Genomic DNA, 21746 nt, shown 5'->3' on the forward strand with positions numbered 1-21746 from the left:
ACAGGCACAACGCCCCACCTGGCCAGCAGGAGGAGCGTTGTGGCGTTTCATGGGGTAGAAAGTCAGGGCTTGCCGGTCAGGTGGCTGAACAAGCCATCAGGCATGGCCTTGCCATTGGCCTGATAAATCGCCTTGAGGTGGTCCGCCGCTTCCTGCTCGGAGATGAAACCGTCATGGTTGCGGTCGATCGTGTCGAAATCACGGGCACGGTCCTTGGCCACCGCCAGAAACTCATCGCGCGAGACCTTGCCATCGTGATTGCTGTCGGTTTTGGCGAACGAGGCGTCGCCACACTTGCCTTCACCACACTTGCCCTCAGCCCCGGCCTTGGCGCCGGCGCCGCATTTACCCTCACCGCACTTGCCTTCGCTTTGGGAAGCCTTGCCGCTGCCGCCGCACTTGCCTTCACCGCACTTGCCCTCGCCGGCCACTTTGGCCGAAGCCAGCTGGTAACCTTGGGCCAGCGGCTCGACGGCGAACGCACTGCTGCTCAATGCCATGCTGCCGATCAGGGCGGCGCCGAGCAGGCCGAGGGTGTTTTTTGCTTGAGTCATGATGCAGCTCCACTGGGGTTGGATAGTGGAGCCATTAGGCCGTTGCGGTTTGTCGGGGATGTATCGTGTCAGGCGTGCTTTTGTATGGCAGTAGGTCTGCTGCACAGGCAGATACAGTGCGATACACGACACCCGGCAACTGGCCCCAAGGTGCCTTGGGGCCATGAGGTGTGATCAGTCTTCCAGCGGTTTGGGCGGGGCTGCGGGCTTGGCCGGCTTGCTGTCCTTGGCCTTGCCTTGCGGGGTCGCCGCTACGGGCTCGGGCGCCGCCAGTGCCTTTTCACTGGCAGGCAGTTCATCGACCGCCTTGAAGATCACCTGCGGGTCGATGACCTCGCCGCTGTCGTCGTCCTTGAGCATGTGCCGCTCACCGTCCTTGCCCACCAGAATCACCTTGGTCCCCTTGCTCGCGCCCAACTTCAGTTCCCGAATCAGGGCCATTGTGGTCTGCTGCTCAAGGTTCTTGTCCTCTCGCTTGCCCATCATGTTGGCGACGCTGTACAGGACAAGGTTGCGCTCCTTGAACGCAGCCTGGGTGGCCGGGTCCTCGAGCGCCTTGTTCAGCCCTCGCAACGTCGGGTCGGCACTGCTGGGAGCGATAACCACCAATGGTCTGGTCTTGCCCAGTTCCTTGGCTAGAGGCGCATCACTGTCTGCGGCAAACAGGGGGCCGGCAACAGCAAGCAAGGTTGCGAGGGTCAGTGACCGGACAAGCATGCGTATCTCCTTATTGTCTCGATATACCAATGACTACAGATCACGGAGAAAAATCCGACAGGGAGCCTAAACCACTTCATTCCAGAACGGGGTGTGCAAAAGTAACTGTCGATTTCCGAGCCACCTGAAGCCAGGACTACGGCGCTGGTACAAGCCGCTGTCAGCTTGATTGAGCATAGCCCAAAGCCGCTTTGGCAGGGCCAACCCCCCCTTGCCCTGAGCACACGTCAACGCACATCGATCGATGGCCCCTTGGGTCCCACTTCCATCGCTTGAACCGTCATATCCAGCATCAGCCCTCTGCGTGCAGCGCGCTGCGCATCGCGAATGGCATCCGCCTGGTCGATCCTGGCCCCTTCGCTCAGCGCTTCATCGTCAAGCACCGTTTCAAGCTGCCTTCTGAACGGCAGGTCGACCGCAGCGAATCGCTCAGGATGAGAACGCTCCAGGTGCGCCTGCCAGAATTCACGGTCAACCATGGAGCGGGCAACCTCTTCCGGGGTTTCTGCATCCCGCACCGCAGCCTCTGCTTCTGCCAGGTCCGCATCCAGGACGCCTGAGATCGCCAGGAAGCTCATTTCTCCCACCTGCAGCGGCAAGTCGAGACGCTCCCTCAGCCCGACCCTGAAAGCCAGCCCCACCTCGCTTCCTTCCAGCGTCCTGCCATGTTGTAGCGCCCATCGGGTAGCGAACCTGTCGACTGCATCCTGGCGCCATAAACGTCTGCCCAGGTCTAGCAAGGCGCGTTCGCTTTCTCCCTGGGCCGCGTGCTCGACCTGCCAAACCAGCAAATTCAGTTCAAGGTTGCTCAAGCACCAGGTTGCACCGTCCTGGCACCCCCACTCATCATTGGCCACTGACAGCAAGTTCTGCCGCAGCTCTGGCGTAATGGCCATCGCTTGCAATACCGCCATGACCCGATTGCCCAGTGCACGCGCATTGACACGAAAGTCTTCGGACAGCAACAACTGGCGAAGCACACGGAAAAAACGCTCGGCGTCCTGCCCTGAATCCAGCGAGTCCCAGGCAGCAAGCATCAAGCCGCGATGCTCCGGAGTCACGGCATCCCCCCATACTTCACGCGCGTGCTGCAGCCGCAGAAGCACTTGCTCCTCGTCGAGGGCCGGATCGACGCTACTCAACGAAGCCTGCAAGCGTAACGTCTGGGCCTCGCCCAAGGGGTTCGCATTCAAGCGGAACCGCCGCCGCTGCCACACGGGCAACTGGTAGAAACCCTCTGGAATGTGCCTGATCCGGTTATCCCGCAAGTCAACAGATACCAACTGAGCGTTGTCGAACACGCCCAGTGGAAACTGCGAGATCTGTGTGTCGCGCAAGTTCAGCCAGCGCAATTCAGCCAAACCCGCCAACGTGAATCTGCTCCCCAGAGGGTTGTGGGACAGGTCGAGAGACTGCAGGTTCGTGCAACTGGCCAGCGTGGCGGTTTGTGCAATGTTCAGGACGATCCGGTTGTTGGTCAGGCTCAGATGCCGCAGCTGCGCTATCTGCAGCAACGGCTGAGGAAGGCGCGTCAACAGGTTCCCACCCAGATCGAGGGTTTGCAGGTTAGGGAAGGCCAGCAGCAGGCTGCTGGGCACCTCCAGAAGGTCAAGGTGCAGCAGCGACACGCTGGTCACACCTCTGAAACTGACCTGTGCGGGTATGTTGGGCAAGCCGCTCGATCTGAAATTGCAGAACATGACGTGGAGGTTTTCCTGTGCATTGATCTGCAGTTCCCCCACGCCCACCGACCGCCGCCAGCAATTGAACAACGTCTGGCGTAAAGCCTCTCGATCTTCCCTGACATCGCCCTGCCCTCGTGCCACCCAGGTATTCAGTGTGGCGCGAAGCACCGCGAACTCATTGCGAAGGTCAGCCAGTACGTGTTCAATCTGATGCCCTGAACGCCTGGCGTCATCGGCGAAGGTCTCGACCTGCTCATCACTCAACCACGGAAAGAGATCGCGCAGCGTTGCCCTCAGGGCACTGCCCCTTGATGCAAAACCACTTACTCCGCCACCACCCAGCGGGTAGCCAATACGTCCATCGGCCAAGCGCATGGGCCCTCGGACAGCACCTAGGCGTACCGCGCCAAGCAAACGACTGAGCTCATCACGATGGCGTGCCGCTTCGCGCGCCAGCATCACCCTGAGGTTGTGCGCGAATGGATCGCCGATCCCCATCGCCTGCCGTTGCCCTTCGGTATAGGCTGGCGCCATGACGTCAAACAACTCACCTGCCTCACCCAGCGCCGTGCCCTGGCCGCCATGCAGTTGAAACCTGCCGTTAACGTGCACCAGATCGAACGCCCGCGGCCCTTGCTCGGTCTTCGCCAGTATCGGCCCGCCCAGGCAGCCTTCGTACAGGCGCCAGCGCACACCTTGTTCGCCTCCGGGTAGATACCGCAGCATGCCCAAGGCCACCCGTGCCAGGTCTGCATGCTGCGGCGTATCAAGGTACAACGCTTCAAATACGCGAGCCTGGCGGGTAGCCAGCACACTGCCCCTTGCCGCCTCGGCCAGCCCCAGTGCAACCCTTCCGCTGGACAGCAGCCGCATGCGATCCACGCTGCTGGCGGCCTGTACCAGTGCTTGCGCAGTGCGCGCGCTCAGCCCCGGGAAGACCCGGCGCAGCACTGCGCTGCCAGGGGTGTCGCTGGGCTGCAAGGCTTCGAAAAGGTGCTGCAGCAGTGTTCGGCGCTGCGTCCATGCCAACGCTGCCAATGCCCGATCTGTCAGGCCACTCGCGCCTGGCAGGCGCCGAGCGTGATCGAGCACTGTTGTATCTTCTACCGGCTCGCCACTGCGCAAACGGCCAATCATGCTGCGGATGCGTTGATCAAGCCTGACCCGCGCCACGCTGTCGATCATCCCGGGGCTCGGTGCCTGGGCGTGTACATGCAGGCCACGCAGGTCGTCGCCATCAAGGCCGTGGAACAGCAGAACCTGATCGATCTGTTCGTCATTCAGCCCATTGAAGGGTTCGCCCAAACGCCGGAACATGCGGTATCTGTCAGTCCACCGAGCCGGTTGCTCGCTCCACACCCGCCAGGCACCTGCGCCATTGTGGCGCAGCAACGGTCCGTGGCCGTCGACCGGATACAACTGCCATTGATCATCACCCGCCTCTGTCACGCGATAGTGATGCCCGTCCATTTCGATCCAGGCCAGCCCGTCCTGACGTCGAATACCCAAGGCGTCCGGGCTTGAGACTGCAACGGGTGCCTGGATTTGAAACGGGGTCATGTCTTGTTGCCAGAGTTTCTCAGTGCCGTCCTCCAGCCGCGCCGGCACCATGGCATCGACCTTCGCAGAGCGTGCCCAAACCCGTCGAGCCACACCCACCCCGGCTACCGTGGTCGCCAGCAGGGCAAGGTCTGTCGCCACATGGGTCAAATGGTCGAGCGCCTCCTGGCGATCGCCTTCCTGCCAGGCCTCGACGCCATGGTAGACCTCACCCAGCAGTTCAAAGGCCGTCACGGCCAGCAGCGCCAGGCCAACCCCAGGCACAAAGAAGCTGGCCAGGTTGAGCAGCGCCCACCCTTCGGCTGCAAGGCGCAGGTCATGCTGGCGCTGAACCTCACGATCCAGCCTGGCCACAGGGACCGCGATCATCGCCGCATCGTCCTTGATCTGGTGGATACGTGCCCGTGCCAGGCTGATGAACAACGGCTGCGGGTAAGCCTGCAAGCGCGGTTCGAGATCGCGAAAGGCCCAGCTCGGCAGGTCATCGAAGCGCTCCGCGACCTGGGCGAAAAAAGCCTGGCTGTCACGCCGCAGCACGAAGCGGCTGAAAAAACGCTGATAGGCCTTGTCTCGCAAGCAACGGCCCAGTTCGCGGTTCAGTTTGTCGATGCTCTCGAACGCGCGCCAAGGCGAAAAAGGGTCCCCAGGCACGTAAAGCAACACCCGACGCGTCGTGTTGAACAGGACGCCCTGCTCAATGACAACGAACACGGTCACCTGCTCGATCTGGCAACCCAGCAATTTAAGTTGCCTGGCCAGCACAAGGTCACCCGCCAAGCGCGGCAGCTCCCCCTTCTCGCACACAGCCACCATCACATTGAGTTCGCTGGCATCCAGCGTTCCCTCCTGCCTGGCTTTGTAGGCGTCCACAAGCATGGTATAGCGCGTGGCATCTACAAGCTGCGATACCAGGCGCTCGGCACTGCCAGCGGGCGTGAGGATGGCATCCAGATGACGTTGATAGCACTCACCCAGGTCCAGCTCACGGCACAGTCCGGCAAACTCGATGCTTGTAGGGGGTTTGACCGTGCCGTGGCGTGGAAGCAGCAGGCGGTTACCACGCGGCTGGCCACCTTCCTGCGCCTGGGCGGCCGTGAAGTTGCGCAATGCCACTTCGAGCAGCGGCTTTTCTTCATAGACCACGGCCGTCAGGTGCGCGCCCACCGGCTGACTGTTGATCACAGCTTCCCGGCGGCCCTCCAGAAACCTGAGCGAGTAAGGGTTACGGCCAAGCCCGTAACGCTCGTCGAGGGCCTTCCCCAGGGCTGATGCGACGAAACGGTCGATGCCCTCGATACCTCGCAGCACCGTGTTCACTTGCTCACAGCAGCGAAGGCTGTTTGACAATGCCCTGCCGATCTCAGGCAGTTGCTCAGCAGGTGCATGACGCAACCAGGGTGGAAGGCGCCTGCCGATGATGCCGTCCTGGAAGGCATCGATGGCGGCCTGCGCATCTGACGGCAAAGTGGTGTCCATAGCGGGGGCCTCTTCATGAAAAGAGGCCAGACTAGGTTGCCTGCTCCCCGCCAGGCGCTATATAGCTAATGCCTGCAATCAGACAACCGCCAACCCGCTAGCTGAGCGGACGCTGCACCGTATTCCGGTCCAGCGCCTCCAGCGTCAACTGCAGCAACACCGCATGCTCGCGTTGCTGATGGCGGATCTGCAGCCGCGCGATTTCCTCGTCCCGATTCCCCAGCGCCATCAGCCGTTCCAGCTCAGCGTGCATGGATTGGGGCACTTGCAAGCGAACCGCGGAGGCCTTGCGCAAGTAATCCTGCCAGAACCACTGGCGTGACAGGTAATCAGCAATGTCCTCCCGAGTCTGTCGCGCCAGGATCCTTTCACGGGCCAGAAGAAGGTCCTGATTACTCAAGGCAGGGATCCCTGCATAAAGCATTTCACCGGGTTGGGCAGGCAAGTCCAGAGACTTGCGCAAGCCGATTCGATAGGCCAAGGCGAATTCGATCGATTCAGCACCCGCCCCCACCCGATAAGCATGTTCAGCGGCAATTTGCTCAAGCACCGCCAACCGCCACATCCGGGCACCGAGCTTCAGCAAGGCCCGTTCAGGCCGGGCAGATCCGCTGTGCCTCGTGCGCCATATCATCACTCGCAGTTCCAGGTCGGCGAAACGCGCGGTGGCATTATCCTGGCAACCGGTCGCCGCTGCGTGCTCGAACAGCTCTTGCCTGAGGGCATCATGCTCAGACATCGCCTGGAGCATGTCGAACACACGGGCCGCCAGCGCGGATGCAGTCGATGAGAAACTGAAGGCGCCGGATTCTGTCAGCATCGACAGGGTATTGAAAAACTCTTCCGATTGCTCCTCGGCCTCCAGATGGGCCCACAGTGCCGCCATTTCATCTCGACGTTCGCCAGGCAACGCATCCAGAATGCGCAACCGGTAAGGCACGCGACTGGCCTCAAGCAAATGCCAGGTTGAAACCCCGTCATATGCTGCCCCCAGCGGATTGCCGGAAAGCTCGACCCTGCCCGAACGCCACAACTGCGACTGATGAAAACCCTCGGGCAGTTCAGAAATACGGTTGTCGCTGAGGTTCAGGGTGTGCAGTTCTGGCGCGTCCATCAGCCCGTAGGGGCACTCGGGTAACTGAGTGTTCGACAGGTAGAGGGCATTCAGCTCGATCATTGCCTGGACGGAAAATGCCCTGCGCAACGGGTTGTCCGAAAGGTTCAGGTACACCAGGGACCGGCAATCTGCCAAGACCAACGCCTGGCCTTGGTCGAGCGTGATCTGGTTACCAGACAAGTCGAGTACCTCCAGCCTCTGGACAAGCATCAGAGGCAATGGCAAACGCGTGAGTCGGCAGTTGGTGATTTCCAGGTTGCGCAAGTTGGGAAACGCCCGCAGAAACTCGTCCGGAACGTGCTCCACGCGCATGGCGCGCAAGGCCAGGATCGAGACGTGGGGAAAGCCCACTTGCGCGGGCAGGACCGGCAGCTGGCGCAAGCGGCTGATGGTCTGGGTCAGCATGAAGCGCCCGTCCTCCAGTGCTGCTTGCCCTTGCAATTCCGGCACAAGACAGCGCCAGCAGTTGATCAGCCCCTTTCTGAACTCACGCCGGGCGGCCAGTTCTGGTGACAGCAAGGCACTGCGTGCCCACTGGGTCAAGTGTCTCTTGAGCACCCCATATTGCTGCTCCAGCATAGATAACCTGGCCTGCGCGTCACCTGAGGCCAACCAGCGCCCGATCTGTTCGTCGGTAAAGGCCGGGTACAGGTCTCGCAACCGGGCCTGAAGCGCCCTTGGCCTGTTTCGCCCTGACGCCCCCCAGAGCCTGCCGCCCGCCATGGGGTAACCAATCCGGCCATCAGCCAGACGTTGCGGCGCGAGAAACGAGCCGCTCGGCTGTTCCAGCCTGAGCAGGTTCACCACGGTCTGGCGTTGGTCGAAAGCCACGTTGGCCAGCGCCTGGCGCAGCGCAGGCACAAAGGGCTGGCCTTGGCCGATGGCCGCTTGCGATGCGTCGTCATAGGCTGCGGCCAAGGTCTCGAACAACTCGCCCCTCTCACCGACAACCGTGTGCGTTCGGGCACGCAGGCGGAACAACCCATGACGATGAAGCAAGTCAAACGTCTGCGTCGATCCCTCGACCGTCAGTAACGGCTCGCTGGCATCACCGTCGTACAATCGCCACCCCGGCCCGCCAGCCCCCGGCACATGCACCAGCAGATTCAGGACCACACGCGCCAGGTCGAGTTTTGCGGCGTATCGATGCACAGCGCCTCATACACACGCGCCATTCGGATTCGCGCAACCTGCAACCTTGCTGCCTCGGCCATCAGCAACGGCACACGCCCCGTCTCACGTAAAAGCTGCAGGTCATCCTCGCTGGCATCGCGCAGCACCTCATCCGCGGCCAAGCGGTGCAGGCTGGCAAAATTCTGCCGTAAGAGACGGCCCGTTTCCGTGTCGGGATTCTGCTCTTCGTACACCGCCTGTAGAAGTTCTCGTCGCCCGATCCAAGCCACATCGGCTAACGCTGCTCCGTCCTTGCCGGCGGCTTGTGGAAGGCGCATGACCCGCTCCAGCAGTTGCGGGTCTGCAGTTACACCGCCCTCGCGCAGCTGGTTGACCAACGTACCAATCCTGCCAGCGAGCCGCACGCGCGTGACGGTATCGACCAACGCTGCCTCCGGCGGTCGGCCATACACATGCCAAGCTCGCAGGTGCTGATCATCGAGGCCATGGATCACCAGCGACCGGTCGATCTGCGCATCGTCAAGGTCGCTGAAGGGCCCGCCCAGGCGGCGGAACAACTGACGTGTGTCGCCCCACTCGGCGGGCTGCTCGCACCACAGCCGCCAGGCACCGGCCCCATTGTGACGCAGCGGCGGCGCATAGCCCTGATAAGGGAGCAATTGCCACTATTCATCGTGGTCGTGCCAGGTCATCTCATACCAGTGCCCGTCCATGCTGATCCAGCGGCGCTCGCCCAGGCGGTGCATACCCTCCATGTCCGGCTCCGCCGTGTCTGGCGGGCTTTCGCAGCGATAGGGGCTGAGGTCTGCGTTCCACAGTTTTTCCTCACCGTTTTCCAGCTGCGCGGGTACCAGCTTGTCCACCACGCTCCAGGCGCGCCGGGCCGTGGCAACGACGGCAACGGTTGCCCCGACAGCCAGCAGCCCCTTGCCTACATTCAGCAGGTGCGCCAGTGCCGCATTGCGTTCGTTGTCCTGCCAGTCCCCTACAGCCTGGAACGTCTGCTCAAGCAGTTCCCAGGCCATCACCCCCAGCAACACCGCGCCGATGCCCGGAACGAAGAACCCTGCAACACCCAACAGGGTCCAGCCTTCAGCACGCAAACGGCGGGCGTGTTCGGCCTGGACCTCGCGATCGAGCAAGGCCACGGGCGGGGCGATGACCGCAGCATCGTCCTTGATCCGCGCAATCCAGTCGTCAGCAAGGTGTTCGAACAGTGGCAGGCGATAGGCAAAGGTCTGCTCATCAAGGTCCCGGGTTGCCCAGCCGGGCACGTCATCGAGGCGCTCACTGACAGCCGAGAAGAATCGCTGGCTATCGCGCCGGCGCACGAAGCGGTTGAAGAAACGCCGGTAGTCATCTTCGCGCAGGCGTTTGCCAAGCACCCGGCGGGCGTAATCTTCCAGGTCGCTGCGCACGCTCCAGGGGCCGCGCGGGTCACCCGGCACATAGACCAGCACGCGCTTGCTGGTGTTGAACAACACGCCCGCGTCGATCACGTCCAGCACGACGATCTCCTGCAAGCGGCAGCCGAACAACGCCAACTGTCGCACGCGAACCGATGCGCCTTCGAGCTTGCCGAGCGTGTCCTTGGTGCACAGCGCCACCACCCACTGCAGTTCGTCTGCGCTCAATACGCCCTGCGCCCTGGCTTGCAGGGCATCCACCAGCATGCTGTAGCGTTGCCGGCGTGTCAGCAATCCCCTGACTTGGGGCTGGAGTACCGAATCCAGATGCGCCTGGTATTTCTGCCCAAGATCCAGCGCTCGACACAGCCTGGCGAAGCCCGTTGCAGACAGTTCACGACGCTCTGCGCCGCGCACGCTCACCAGACAATTGCCCTGTGGCTGGTCGCGCTGCTGTTCCGCGGTGAAATTGCTCAAAGCGGCTTCGAGTAGAGGAATGTCGTAGTAGTCGCTACCGACAACCGGAAGCCGACTGGTTACATAATGGATCGTGTGTGAGGGAAAGGTGTACCACTGGCGAAAGTACAGGCGATCGACGTCAAGGTCGCCGTGGGCACCGAGCGCCTGCTGCAGCAAGGGCTGGGTAAATGCATTCAGGTTGCGTAGCCGCGCCAGCGCTGACGACAAGCCTGCGCGGCAGGCCAGCAGTTCAGCCAGCGCCTCGCTCAGCAGGGTGAATTCGGCCATGCTCAGCCGCTTCATCCAGGCCGGCAGCCGCTGTGCGATGTAGTGATCCTGGCATGCTTGTGCCATGGCAAGGGTATCGACCACAGCCGATGGTTGACTGCTATTGTTCTGCATCTCTGCCTCCGCGGCGACATGGAGGACCGAGTCTGAAGACTGTTGCGTCATGCTGACGCCTAGCTATCTACCACCCGTTCAGAACAGCAGTAACTGATGGTCGGTAAGGCGCGTGAAATCATCGCCGACGAAGGGCAGGATGGCGTCGGCCACCGGCATTAGCTGACGGCTGATGTAGTGATCGTAGTCGATCGGTGCCTGCAGGTTTTCCAGCGGTTCAGGCCCGGCGGTGGTGATCACATAGCTGATCCAGCCCCCTCGCTGATACTGCAGAGGGCGCTGCAGACGCTTGTTGTAGTCGTCGGCAAGGCGTGCGGCACGCACATGCGGCGGCACGTTGCGCTGGTAATCGGCCAGCGGGCGACGCAGGCGCTTGCGATAAACCAGCAGTTCGTCCTGCTCGCCCGCCAACGTGCGCCGCACATACTCGCGCACGTAATCACGGTAGGGCTCGCTGCGGAACACACGGCCGTAGAGTTCCTGCTGGAACTGCCGGGCCAGCGGTGACCAGTCGGTGCGCACCGATTCCAGGCCCTTGTAAACCATTTCTTCAGCACCGTCGGGCCGCTGCACCAGGCCGGCATAGCGCTTCTTGCTGCCTTCGTCGGTACCGCGGATGGTGGGCATCAGAAAGCGCCGGTAATGCACCTCGAACTGCAACTCGAGGGCGCTCTGCAGGTTCATGGTCTCGTGCAGATGGGCTTGCCACCATTGGTTGACCTTTGCCACCAGTTCGCGGCCTATGCGCGCCGCGTCTGCCTCGGCATGGGCGCCCTTGAGCCAGACGAAGGTGGAGTCGGTGTCCCCGTAGATCACATCGTAGCCGCACGCCTCGATCAGGGACCTGGTCTGGCGCATGATCTGGTGGCCGCGCATGGTGATCGACGACGCCAGGCGCGGGTCGAAGAAACGGCAACCGCTGGAGCCAAGCACTCCGTAGAAGGCATTCATGATGATCTTCAAGGCCTGTGACAGCGGCGCATTGCCCTCGCGCTTGGCCGCTTCCCTGCCCTGCCACACCCGTTCGACGATGGCTGGCAGGCAGTGCTGTGTGCGTGAAAAACGCCCACCGCGAAAGCCCTCGACCGAATGTGCATCGTCAGGCTGACGCAGGCCTTCGATCAGCCCTACCGGGTCGATCAGAAAGGTACGAATGATCGACGGGTACAGGCTCTTGTAGTCCAGCACCAGCACCGAGTCGTAAAGCCCTGGCCGCGAATCCATGACGAAGCCGCCGGGGCTGGCTTCGTCTGGGCGGCTGCCAAGGCTGGGCGCGACGAAGCCAAGGCGGTGCATCTGTGGAATGTACAAGTGACAGAACGCGGCTACCGACCCACCGCTGCGGTCCACGGCCAACCCCGTCACCGACGCACGTTCGAGCAGGAAGTCGAGCAGCCGGGTATGGGCGAAAATGCGCGTGACCAGTTCGCAGTCCTTCAGGTTGTAGCGCGCCAGGGCCGGTTTGTCTTCGGCGAAGCGGCGATTGATTTCGTCCATGCGTTGGTACGGCGTGTCGATGGACTTGCCTTCACCCAGCAGGGTCTGGGCAACGTTCTCCAGGCTGAACGAGGGAAAACTCCAGGTAGCCGAACGCAGCGCCTCGATGCCATCGATCAGCAGCCGCCCCGGCGCATCGGCGAAGACATGGCCGCCACCGGCATGGCTGCGCAGGGTCATGACCGCACCGTTGCGCCCCAGGGCCAGTGGCACCTGCAACGACTTGGCGTGCTCATGCAGCAGGCGCAGGTCGAACTGCACCAGGTTCCAGCCAATGATCGCGTCCGGGTCATGCCTGGCCATCCACTGGTTGAGCCGGGTGATCAAGGCGGCGCGATCGGCGCAATACTCCAGGTCGAAGTCAAGCCCGCTGGCATCGCCGTTGGCCGGGCCGAGCATGTACACCTGGCGCTGGCCACAGCCCTCCAGCGCGATGCTGTACAGCTCACCACGCTCGCTGGTCTCGATATCCAGCGACACCAGGCGCAGCGCCGGGCGATAGCCTGGCAGCGGCCTGAGCTGGGCTTCCCGGTAAACGCCCTGCGCATCCGGCTGGCCAGTGAACTGCACCGGCGCCGTGATGAAGCGCTCCATGAGGTAACGCTCCGGCGGCCGGATATCGGCCTCGAACACGTCGATACCGGCCGTACGCAGACGCTGCTCCAGTTGCATCAATTGGCGATGCTGGCGGGTATAGAGGCCGAGCATCGGGCGATGCTCGAAGTCCTTCAGACGCAGTGGCTTGAGCTGGGTCCCGGTTTCGTTGGCCAGCAGCACACGGGCATGCTCGGCCTGCGCCTCAGGAATGAAGGCCACCGACTCCTGCGCCGCCAGCCGCAACAGCCGCGGCCCGGCATCGGTGGCCAGCCAGAACTCCACGCAGGTGCCTTCCGGCGTATCGTGCCAGTGCCGGGTCAGGACAAAACCCTGCTGCAACTCCACTGCGTCGACCTCTGGATTGTCTGTAGATGGCGTTATTCTACCTGTGTCGTGCCTGGCATGAGTGTTTTAGCGCCACCCCGCCACAAAACCGCTCCTGCGCCCGGCCACGGCCAGCAGCCAGGCCAAGGCGATCAACACCAGCACCACCCCGCCAAACCACTCAACGCCCGCCCCAGCCAGCAGCAAGCCGCCAATGATCCCGCCCAGGGCAATGGCGCAGTTCCACACCGTCACCAGCATCGACTGCGCTACGTCACCACCCGGGCCTGCGGCGTCGGCGCACGCTGTCTGCAGCAGGGTCGGGGCACCACCATAGGTCATTCCCCACAAGGCGATGCTCAAGTACACAAGCCACGACGATGCCTGCCCCAATGCCAGCGTGGCCAAGGCAAAACCGGCCAGGCTCAGCAACACCAGCTTGCGCAGGTGCCGGTCGACCAGCAGCCCTACCAGGCCGATCCCGGCCAGCGCCGACAGACCGAACACCATCAGCACAGGGCCAATGTCCGCAGCCATGCCGGCTGCCGCCAGCAACGGCACGATATAGGTGTAGAGAATGTTATGGCCAAGGATCCAGGTGAGAATCACCAGCAATACGATCAACACCCCCGGCGTGCGCAATACCTGCATGGCCGCCGGGCGCTTGCCGGCAGCCTGCCCCGGGTAGTCCGGTACGGATCGCAACACCCATACCACCAGCAGCGACGCCACCAGCGTGACGACCACGAACGTCGCGCGCCAGCCCAACCCTGCCCCCAGCCAGGTCGCAATCGGCAAGCCGAGCGACAAGGCAATCGGCTGCCCGAGCATGGCCAGCGCCATGGCCCGGCCCTGCAACGGTACCGGCACCATGCGCCGGGCATGGCCAGCGATCAGGCCCCATGCCAGGCCGGCCGCAGCCCCCGTGAAAAAGCGCAGCACCAGGGTCAGCGTGTTGGAGTTCGACAAGGCCGTCAGCCCGTTGAACAGCACGAAGCCGATGATCGCCAGCAACAGCGCCCGGCGCCGATACCAGCCTTGGGTCAACGTAACCAACGGGATGGCGGTCAGTAACGAGCCCAAGGCATACGCCGTGACCCATTGCCCAGCCATGGCCTGGCTGATGTGCATACCATCGGCAATCTGGTCGAGCAGACCCGCAGGCAGGGTTTCGCTGAGAATGGCGATGAAACCGGTCATGGCCAGCGCCAGCAGCCCGCCAACGGGCAGACGTTCGTTGCTGGCGGCCAGCAACGGTGGGGAAGATGTCTGGGACATTGCAAACGCCTTGAGTGGGAAACGAGGCGGACAGTCTGCAAGACCAGGCCATTGCGGAAAAAGACGGTTACAATGCCGCTCACCCAGGACATCAGCGTCCGCAATCAGGAGTGGGACATGGACAGCCTCAGCGGTTTCGTGGTCTTCAACCGGGTGGCCGAAACACGCAGCTTCGTTGCCGCCAGCCAGTCACTGGGGATCAGTGCCTCGGCAGTGGGCAAGCGCGTGGCGCGCCTGGAAAGCCGCCTGGGCGTGCGCCTGTTCCACCGCAGCACGCGCAGCATCACCCTCACCGCCGAGGGCACGATGTTCCTCGAACGCAGCCGGCGCATCCTTGCCGAAATCGAAGCTACCGAGCAGGAGCTGTCGCAGGCCAGCGAAACCCCACGCGGGCGCCTGCGGGTGAGCATGCCGCAGGTGACCAGACTGGTAATGCCGGCACTTGCCGAGTTCATGGCCCTGTACCCACAGGTTGAACTGGACCTGGACTTCTCCGACCGCATGGTGGATATCGTCGGCGAAGGCTTCGATGTGGTGATGCGCGGCGGGCAGCCGGCGGACTCTCGGCTCAGCGCCAAATTCCTGGGGCACTTTCAGCACCGTCTGGTAGCCTCGCCCGAGTACCTGCGCGAACGTGGCACACCCTTGCACCCACGCGACCTGGCGGCGCATACCTGCCTGCATTATCGCTTCCCCAGCAACGGCAAGCTGGAAACCTGGCCGCTGCGCCAGGAGCACCCCGAGCAAACCTATGACATCCCCATCTCGATGGTCTGCAACCACGTCGAAACACGCGTCTGCTTTGCCTTGAACCACCGCGGCATTACCTGTCTGCCGGACTTCAACGTGGGTCGTGAACTGGGCAATGGCTCACTGGTCAGTGTCCTCGACGACTTCATGGAACGGCGCGGCAGCTTCTACCTGCTGTGGCCGTCCGGGCGGCAGATGCCGCCAAAGTTGCGGGTATTCATCGATTTCATGCTCGATCGGGTGTTCAACCGTACAGGTAGTTGATGTCCTTGTAGGCCAGCGGCGGTACCTGGCCGAGCAGGAAGTCACGCAGCTTGTGCATCTGCCGCGCTTTTGGGCTGGCCTTGAGCCAGGTCATGTAGTAACCGTCGCCGGTGGCCACGGCATGCTTGAAAGGCGTGACCAGGCGCCCGGCGGCCAGGTCGGTGCTGGCCAGTACCAGATCGACCACTGAAATACCCAAGCCTTGCTGGGCGGCCGATATGCCCTGGTCGAGGGTATCGAACACCTGCCCCTGGTCGATGCTGATGTCCAGCGCATCCATTCGCGCCAGCCAACGCCGCCAGTCACGCCGGTCGGGTGACGGGTGCAGGAACTCGCATCGGGGCAGGTCGGACAGTTGCGGTTGCACCTGTGACATGTAATCCGGATGACATACCGGGATCAGCCATTCATCGAAGAGCTTGAAGCTCTCGATATCGGCGGGAAAACGCCCGCTGGCCAGGAGAATGGCGCAATCGTAGGGCTCGGAATAGAAGTCCACACTGTCGATATCCATCCACACGCTGGACAGTTGCACACTGCAGTTGTCCTCGACCTTCTTGAACGCATCCAGCGCCCGCAGCAGCCAGCGCACCGTAAGCGTGGAAGGCGCCTTCAGGCGCAGGCCGTAGCGATCCTGACGCAGCAGTGCGCAGGCATTTTCGATGATCTTGAAGCCGACCTTCAGCTCTTGAGCCAGCAGACGGCCGTGTTCGGTCAGGCTCAGCTTGGGGCCCCGACGCTCGAACAGGTCGCAGCCGAACAGGGCTTCGAGGGTCTTGATGTGGTGGCTGACGGCGCCCTGAGTCAGGGCCAGCTCTTCAGCCGCACGGGTGAATGAGCCATAGCGAGAGGCCACCTCGAAGGCACGCAACGCGTGCAAGGCCTGAATCCGTTCCGACATGGCGGTGTCCCGAGCATGAGTAAGACTAATAGTAGGTCATAACTCCACGCGTTTTACAACGTCAAGAGCGTCTCGGAAAATGCAGGTAAATAACAAACATAACCAAGATCCTGCCTGCATGTGACTGGAACGTTCACTTAAATCAACGCCTGGGGAAATCATGTTTACGGGATATGGAAATTGCTATCGCCTGGATGCGCTGGAGCTCGCCACTGAACATGGTTACAACATGCAACATTGGACGTTCAAAACCATAGAACACTTTCGCAGTATTCTCGCCAACCCCGAATTCCCCTGCCTGTTCGGCCGCAAGGCGGTAAACGGCGAAACCTGCCATATTCTCTTCGCCCGCGCCGAGCAACTGGCTGATGATATCGCACAGGGCCTGGCCAATTATGTGCGCACCGTCGCACCGATCGCCCCCAAGCAGCGCATCGGCAGCCCTTTGGTGGTGTTTCTCGAAACCGCAGCCGGCAGCAGCCTGGCCGAGCAGCAGGCCTTGGCCTGGAAGGTACTGCGCGGCGTGCATGCGCGCGACCCGCACCCTTGGCCTCAAGGCATCCCGACCGATCCCGACGATACCGGCTGGTCGTTCTGCTATGCCGGCATGCCGCTGTTCATCAACATGAACTTCCCCGGCCATCAGCAGATGAAAAGCCGCAATCTGGGCCAGCACATCACCTTCGTCATCAACCCGCGGGAGAACTTCGACGAAGTGGCCAACGCCAACACCGAGAGTGGCAAGCGCATCCGCGAGCGCATTCGCGAGCGCGTGCATCACTACAACGACGGCGTTGTGCCCGACACCCTTGGCTTTTTCGGCGATACCGACAACTACGAGTGGAAGCAGTATCAACTGCAGGAGACAGGCTCGCTCAACCCGTCACGCTGCCCGTTCCACGCCCATGCCGCACACCAGGCGACACCCGACATACTGATCGAGAACTGACCGTGAATACCGCACTCACCGCCACCTACGCCCTCACCGTGCTGCTACTGATCGCCACTCCCGGCCCGGTGGTGGCACTGATCGTCAACACTGCGGCCGCCTCCGGCTCGCGCAAGGCCATGTTCACCGCCGTCGGCACCAACTGGGCATCACTGGTGCTGATCGGCGCGGCAGCCTGGATCATCCTCACCAGCGCCGCCATCGACAAGGCATGGCTCAGCACCATGAGCCTGCTGGGCTGCCTGTTCATCGGCTACATTGCCATCGGCACGCTGAGGGACGCCCTGCAGGCACCCGCGTCAGACGCGACGAGCGAGGCCCCCAAGGCTGGGCGCGGCGGGCTGATGCAAGGCTTCATGGTGGGCATTTCCAACCCGAAAGACATCATTTTCTTCATCGCTTTCTTCCCGCAGTTCATCCAGATCACCGAATCGTTCGGCAAGAGCATGGTGGTGCTGTCGCTACTGTGGGTGGCCATCGATTTCGCCGTGCTCAGCCTGTACATCTTCGCCATCGGCAAGATCGCTTCGCAGCGCAGCAACCGCCTCATCAGCCTGGCCTCGGGCGTCGCCCTGCTGCTGATCGCCGGCGGCGGCCTGCTGTACAACCTCAAGGAACTGGCGGCCTGAACCTGCTGCTAAGCACCCGGCATCAGCGAAGGAGAGACCATGACCACGACTGACACGCGCCCGTCTCCTTCGCCGCTGCAGCAGGACTACCAGCGTTTTCTCCTGCTGGGCAGTCGCCGTGCACCCTATACCCTGCATGTGCACGAAACCGGCTACCGCTCCGGCACCATCAACACCGATGCCCTTGGCTTGCGTTACAGCCATTGCGCCGGCAAGCGCTTTTCAGCGGCCGAGCACGGTGGTGCGTCGCGCATCAACCTGCTGGTCGGCGGCTCCACAGCCCTGGGCATCGGCGCCAGCTCCGACGAACACACCGTGGCCTCGCACCTGTCGATGCTCACGGGCGAAGTGTGGCTGAGCCTGGCCGGCTGCGGGCTCAATGCCAGCCAGGAATTGATGATGTTCCTGACCCACCAGCACCGCCTTGGCCAGCTTGGCCATGTGGTGGTGCTCAGCGGCCTCAACAGCCTGGCCCACGAAGCCCTGCGCGAAGTCCTCGCGGGGACCAACGACCCGCAGCACGCCAAGGCCTACCAGGCCTTTCTCAACAGTTTCAGCGAAGGCCTGCAGCCCTGCGCACCACCCCGTCGGCAGTCGCTGTGGCGGCGCATCGGCCAGGCGCTGGCCCCTCCCGTGGTCGCAGCTCCGGTCAGTTGGCCACTGTCGCCCCCGGAAAAACGACTGGCCCGTGCCGCCGACAACATCGGCCGTACCTTGCGCCAATGGGACCGCCTCCTGGCAGACAGCCACGCCACGCTCACCTTCATCCTGCAACCCTTGCTGCCCTGGTGCCGGGATACTCTGCCCGCCGGCGAGCAAGCCATGCTGACCGCGCTGCAGCAACAACCGGCGAACTTCGACCGGCTGCTGGAGGGCGCATTCGACAGACAGTTGCATTCGGCATTTTTCCGCCGCATCAAAAGCCAGGCCGACCCGGTGCCCTGCTACGACATGAACTGCATGCTCGACAGCTCGCCAGTGTTCAGCGCCGACCTGTTCATCGACCGCCTGCACCTGAACGATCTGGGCAACAATGCCTTGGCCAAGGTGATCACCGCCAAGCTTGGGCTGGCCCAGGAAAAACATGCGCAGCGCAAGGTCACGCCGATCAAGCTCGTCTGACAGTTGCCGGGTGGTCTTTCGGCAACCCCCCTTGGGTGGCTAGAATACGTCGTCGTTACGATTTGCCCGAGGCGCACGCTTGACCGCCATGACCACCGAAGCCGTCCTTCCGTACCTGGCCATCCATGGGGTTTGCCTGTGAGCCTTGTGCGGCGCCTGCCCCCGCTATTGGCTGCGCTGATGCCGCTGGCCGCACAAGCGCTGGAGGTACGCATCGACCCTCATGCCGACTTGCTCTACCGGCAGGCCTTGCCGCTGCTGGAGCAGGCCGATGACCAGAGCGACGCTGCCAGCACGCTGCGCACAGCAGTGGGGCGTGACCCTGAGCTTAGCCGCCAGGGCCAGGCCATGGCTCACACCTTGCCGACAGCGGTTGCCCTGCTGAAAAAATCGGTAGCGCTTGGCCACCCGGTCGCACAGTACCGCCTGGCGTTGTACTACATGACGTACCTGCCCGCCGCGCAAATCCCGGAGGCCGCCTGCCCGTTGCTCGAAGCCAGCCTCAAACAGGGGTTTGCCGCGCCGGCGCCAGCCATCGCCACCTGGTGCCGGCCCTACAACGTCAGCAGCGAGTACCGTACAGCGCTGGAGGCCATCCCCAGCATGGCCACCGTGTACGCCCCCTACTACCCGCAACCGGCCACACGCCTGGCCTGCAACCGCAGCCGGCCACAAGGCCTGGAAATGTTGTGGGGGCGTCAGCGCGACTACCAGGCCGAGGTGTACCGCCTGCTTGGCGACCTCGACCCACAGCACCGCACGAGCCTGCTGCAGAAAGCCGTAGACATCAATGGCTGCGCAACGGCGCACCAGCTGCTGACCAGCCGCCCATAACCCAGGCTCATTCGGGGCCGCTTTGCGGCCCTGTTGTCAGGTGGCCACTGAGGTTGGGGCGAACACACGTCGGTCAGCAAGATCGTTCAAGCCATCCCCTGCACCGTCTGTCATGCTGGCCTGCCACGTAGCCGTAATGCAGCCATCATGCCCCACATCGCCCGCCAAGCCTTTCTTCACGGCGCCATTGCCATTATCCCGTTGTCCCTGGCCGTTGCCCCTTGGGGCCTGCTGGCCGGCTCCATGGCCATTGAGGCCAACCTCAGTGCCTGGCAAGGGCAAGGGCTGTCAGCCATCGTCTTCGCCGGTGCCGCGCAGTTGGTGGCCATTGGCATGCTCAAAGGGGGTGCCAACCTGGCATCTATCCTGCTCACCACCCTGCTGCTGACCTCGCAGCACCTACTGTATGGCCTGTCGATGCGCCCAGTGCTGTCCAGCCAGCCTTTGCGCTGGCGGCTCGGCCTGGGCTTTCTGCTGACCGACGAATTCTTCGCCCTGACCAGCCAGTACGACCAGCAGCAATTCAACCGCTGGTATGCCCTGGGGGTGGGCCTTACCTTCTACATCGCCTGGAACCTGTTCACCCTGGCCGGCATACTGCTGGGCCAGAACATTCCACACCTGGACCAATTCGGCCTTGATTTCTCCATTGTCGCCACTTTCGTCGCCCTGATCGCGCCGCTGGTACGCAACCTGGCCACCGTGGTGTGCGTAGCCGTGTCGCTGTTCTGTTCGGTGCTGTTCAGCTACTGGCACTGGGAAACCGCCCTGGTGGTCGCAGGCCTGCTGGGCATGAGCGCCGGGTTCATCTGCCAGAAATTTGCCGGAGCCCGCGCATGACCTGGATCCTGATTTTCGCCATGGGTGCCATCGTGTTCCTCAACCGCTACGCGTTCCTGGAGCCACGCCTGCCCTTGCGCCTGAGCTCGAATGCCCGGCAGTTTCTCGGCTTTGCCGTGCCGGGCATGCTCACCGCCATCTGCGGCCCGATCATCTTCATGGCTGACCACCAGCTCAACCTGAGCCTGCTCAACCCCTACCTGCTGGGCTCCCTTGTGGCCATCGCCCTGGTGCTGTTGACCCGCAGCGTATTGCTGAGCATGCTGGTGAGCATGTTGATCTTCTTCCTTCTGCGCAGCTGGCTGGCATGAGCATGCCCTTGCCCGAGCAGACACACCTCTGGCAGGCGCCAGCCCTTGGCGACGTCGAGATGCTGCACGCTCGCTACTATCAGCAGCGCTTTGCCCCGCATGTGCACGAGGGCTATGTATTCACCGTGATCGAGTCGGGCGCCCAGCGCTTCTGGCACCGCGGCAGCGAGCACCTGGCACCGGTCGGCAGCATGGTGCTGATCAACCCCGACGAACTGCATACCGGCGCTACGGCCCATGAAGCCGGCTGGCGTTATCGCGGCTTCTATCCCGAGCACGAGCGGGTGACCGGTGTGCTTGACGAACTGGAACTGGGCCGCCACGGCATGCCCAGCTTCAAGGACAGCGTGATCCATGACCCGGCCCTGGCCATCGCCTTCAGCCAGCTGCATCAGTTGTCCGAAGCCAGCGCCAGCGCCTTGCAGCAGCAGACGGCCTGGCGCCAGGCGGTGCTGGCCCTGGTCCAGCGGCACGGGCAGTGCGCCGAGCCTTCGGCCCCTGGCCACGAACCCCTGGCCGTAGCCCGCGCCCGCGAACTGCTGGAAAGCCAACTGGCCGACCCGCCCTCACTGGAAACGCTGGCGGCAGCAGTCAACCTGTCGCCGTTCCACTTCGCCCGGGTGTTCCGCCAGGCCACCGGACTGCCACCCCATGCCTGGCTGAAGCAACGCCGCCTGGCCCGCGCCCGCGAAATGCTGAAGCACGGCCTGGCCGCTTCGCAAGTGGCGTTCGACCTCGGCTTTGCTGACCAGAGCCATTTGAGCCGGCAGTTCAAGCAAGCCTATGGGGTGACCCCGGGGGCGTATCGGCAAGCCTGCGTTCACTCTGCCCTACGCGCGTGAAAGGGCGGCAGCGCCCTCTCGAGCATGCAGACCCGCCAGCAGCTACCAGATTGTGCAGTTGAGCACTTCAACAGGCACTTTCAGATCCCGAGCCTTGA

14 protein-coding genes and 1 pseudogene are annotated in these 21746 nt (G+C 62.8%); 8 read left to right on the forward strand and 7 right to left on the reverse strand.

Annotated features, from left to right (window positions below):
• Window positions 1-62: 62 nt before the first annotated feature.
• The 6 genes and pseudogenes from ACF8RA_RS20425 to ACF8RA_RS20450 form a co-directional block, all read right to left on the reverse strand.
• Complete coding sequence (locus ACF8RA_RS20425) at window positions 63-554, reverse strand: EF-hand domain-containing protein (RefSeq protein ID WP_233690510.1); 492 nt, start codon at window positions 552-554, stop codon at window positions 63-65.
• 174 nt (window positions 555-728) lie between these two features.
• The gene (locus ACF8RA_RS20430; protein WP_176683887.1) at window positions 729-1271 is read right to left on the reverse strand and encodes a DUF4174 domain-containing protein; all 543 of its coding nucleotides are present in this window, start codon (window positions 1269-1271) and stop codon (window positions 729-731) included.
• A 227-nt stretch (window positions 1272-1498) separates the two neighbouring features.
• Complete coding sequence (locus tag ACF8RA_RS20435; protein WP_392519524.1) at window positions 1499-5992, reverse strand: NEL-type E3 ubiquitin ligase domain-containing protein; 4494 nt, start codon at window positions 5990-5992, stop codon at window positions 1499-1501.
• Between the two features lie 97 nt (window positions 5993-6089).
• Window positions 6090-10510, reverse strand: a pseudogene (locus tag ACF8RA_RS20440) (NEL-type E3 ubiquitin ligase domain-containing protein).
• Between the two features lie 78 nt (window positions 10511-10588).
• Window positions 10589-12949: a DNA polymerase II gene (locus ACF8RA_RS20445; RefSeq protein ID WP_392519525.1), complete on the reverse strand. Its 2361-nt coding sequence runs from the start codon at window positions 12947-12949 to the stop codon at window positions 10589-10591.
• Window positions 12950-13015: 66 nt separating this feature from the next.
• A complete protein-coding gene (locus ACF8RA_RS20450) occupies window positions 13016-14206 on the reverse strand; it encodes an MFS transporter (protein ID WP_176683891.1) in 1191 nt (396 codons plus the stop codon).
• A 117-nt stretch (window positions 14207-14323) separates the two neighbouring features.
• Between ACF8RA_RS20450 and ACF8RA_RS20455 the strand changes: the two genes are divergently transcribed.
• Window positions 14324-15220 carry a LysR family transcriptional regulator gene (locus ACF8RA_RS20455; RefSeq protein WP_176683987.1) on the forward strand — a complete coding sequence of 299 codons (897 nt, stop codon included), beginning with the start codon at window positions 14324-14326 and terminating at the stop codon, window positions 15218-15220.
• Here ACF8RA_RS20455 and ACF8RA_RS20460 read toward each other — a convergent pair.
• The gene (locus tag ACF8RA_RS20460) at window positions 15201-16121 is read right to left on the reverse strand and encodes a LysR substrate-binding domain-containing protein (RefSeq protein ID WP_176683892.1); all 921 of its coding nucleotides are present in this window, start codon (window positions 16119-16121) and stop codon (window positions 15201-15203) included. The genes ACF8RA_RS20455 and ACF8RA_RS20460 overlap by 20 nt on opposite strands.
• 160 nt (window positions 16122-16281) lie before the next feature.
• On the opposite strand from ACF8RA_RS20460, the gene ACF8RA_RS20465 reads away from it, so the two are divergent.
• The 7 genes from ACF8RA_RS20465 (at window position 16282) to ACF8RA_RS20495 (ending at window position 21648) form a co-directional block, all read left to right on the forward strand.
• Window positions 16282-17070, forward strand: a complete 789-nt coding sequence (locus ACF8RA_RS20465) for a YqcI/YcgG family protein (RefSeq protein ID WP_176683893.1) — start codon at window positions 16282-16284, stop codon at window positions 17068-17070.
• Between the two features lie 2 nt (window positions 17071-17072).
• Window positions 17073-17699, forward strand: coding sequence for a LysE family translocator (locus ACF8RA_RS20470; RefSeq protein ID WP_209964947.1), 627 nt, complete (start codon window positions 17073-17075; stop codon window positions 17697-17699).
• Between the two features lie 39 nt (window positions 17700-17738).
• Window positions 17739-18821 carry a hypothetical protein gene (locus tag ACF8RA_RS20475; RefSeq protein ID WP_176683895.1) on the forward strand — a complete coding sequence of 361 codons (1083 nt, stop codon included), beginning with the start codon at window positions 17739-17741 and terminating at the stop codon, window positions 18819-18821.
• Window positions 18822-18959: 138 nt separating this feature from the next.
• Complete coding sequence (locus ACF8RA_RS20480) at window positions 18960-19655, forward strand: sel1 repeat family protein (protein WP_176683896.1); 696 nt, start codon at window positions 18960-18962, stop codon at window positions 19653-19655.
• 147 nt (window positions 19656-19802) lie between these two features.
• Entirely contained in the window at window positions 19803-20495 is a 693-nt protein-coding gene (locus tag ACF8RA_RS20485; protein ID WP_021782839.1) for an AzlC family ABC transporter permease, read from the forward strand.
• A complete protein-coding gene (locus tag ACF8RA_RS20490) occupies window positions 20492-20806 on the forward strand; it encodes an AzlD domain-containing protein (protein WP_020193370.1) in 315 nt (104 codons plus the stop codon). The genes ACF8RA_RS20485 and ACF8RA_RS20490 overlap by 4 nt, the downstream gene beginning before the upstream one ends.
• A complete protein-coding gene (locus ACF8RA_RS20495) occupies window positions 20803-21648 on the forward strand; it encodes an AraC family transcriptional regulator (RefSeq protein ID WP_176683898.1) in 846 nt (281 codons plus the stop codon). Before ACF8RA_RS20490 ends, ACF8RA_RS20495 begins: the two co-directional genes overlap by 4 nt.
• Window positions 21649-21746: the final 98 nt, after the last annotated feature.

It is taken from the genome of Pseudomonas sp. FYR_5 (assembly GCF_043106315.1).
Lineage (GTDB): Bacteria > Pseudomonadota > Gammaproteobacteria > Pseudomonadales > Pseudomonadaceae > Aquipseudomonas > Aquipseudomonas putida_Y.